The 1192-nt window shown below is 54.1% G+C and carries 1 protein-coding gene; it reads left to right on the top strand.

Translation table 11 applies throughout. The features are described from left to right. Positions 1 to 903: type 2 periplasmic-binding domain-containing protein (locus ADIMK_RS22040; RefSeq protein ID WP_036182167.1), on the top strand; the 903-nt coding region annotated here is incomplete at its 5' end. Positions 904 to 1192 lie beyond the last annotated feature (289 nt).

The raw sequence follows: 1192 nt of genomic DNA, 5'->3' as shown, positions 1-1192 counted from the left end.
CAGGCAACCAGCATTATCGCTGATGCTCTTTCCGAAAAACTGGATGCGAACTTCAAGGTTGATGCCGTCGGGTTGAGCGCTGCTTTCAAAGCGCTGGATCGGGTGTCAAACGGAAGCACCATCATGGTTTTTCACGATCATGCGTATCTGGGCAATCTCTACGAGCAGAAAGGTTTCGACAATATATTTGAGAAGTACACCGTCGGACCGACGTTTGCTATCAATCCAGGGAACGCCTACCTGGTGGCCAAGAACTCACCCTATAAGTCGGTTCAGGACGTAATCGATGCCGCCGGCTCTGGCAAGACCCTACGTGTCGCCATTCAGCCGGGTGGGGTGTCCGAGATCGGCTATACCGCGTTGAAAAACGCCGTGCGCCTGCAGTACCCGGGCATGGAGGATAACCTGGCGCCGCTGAACACCGGGTCCCAGTCCGACAAAAACCAGGCGATGTTCGATGGTCTGGCCGATGTGATCAACGGTAGCGTCCAGGCCAACGAGCAGTACACCCGTCTGCCGGCGGATGACCAGAAAGCGATGCGTTTCGTGTGGCTAACCGCCCGTGAAGGCACCGTAAAGCAGGCCAACCCGGAAGGGATGGGCGGCACCAGCCGTGACGATCTGATGAAGTTCGTAGCGCCGATGGTCAACGTGCCGATGGATGAGAGCCAGAACTTCACTTTCGATAAGGAGTTCTTCTTCATCTACAACAAAGAGACCGATCCGAAGATCATCGCCGCGATGGACGTAGCGCTGGAGGAGATCTTCAAAGAGGGCAAGGTGCAGGAAACCATGAAGAAGTCATTCTTTATTCCAGACTTTTTACCGTCAAATGAAGCGCGTGACTATCTGAAAAATAAGAATGATCAGTACGCGACGATCATCAAGGCGCTGAAGAAGTAAGACAGGAAGTAAGAAAGCGTGCCTGTCCCGTCCATGGGGCAGGCATGGTATCGGCTTCGGTGGCTGTCCTACATAGCGCCGAAGCACCCCTGAAGTTTTACTATCGGTATTCGCTATGAGTCAGTCCCTCTCATCGCTGTTCGAAGTATCGATCGACTTCGAACGGTCACACCTGTTTTTCCCGACGATCGTGATCACATTGATCGCGCTGATGGCGCTCTGGATCGTTGCAGCGAACGCCAAACAGTGGGTAGCACGTGTCAGAAGTGGCGAGCTGCGTCTGTCCCCG

Source organism: Marinobacterium lacunae, assembly GCF_000705555.1.
Lineage (GTDB): Bacteria > Pseudomonadota > Gammaproteobacteria > Pseudomonadales > Balneatricaceae > Marinobacterium_D > Marinobacterium_D lacunae.
The sequence above is the reverse complement of the archived record's forward strand: the minus strand, read 5'-3'. Positions and strand labels throughout refer to the sequence as shown.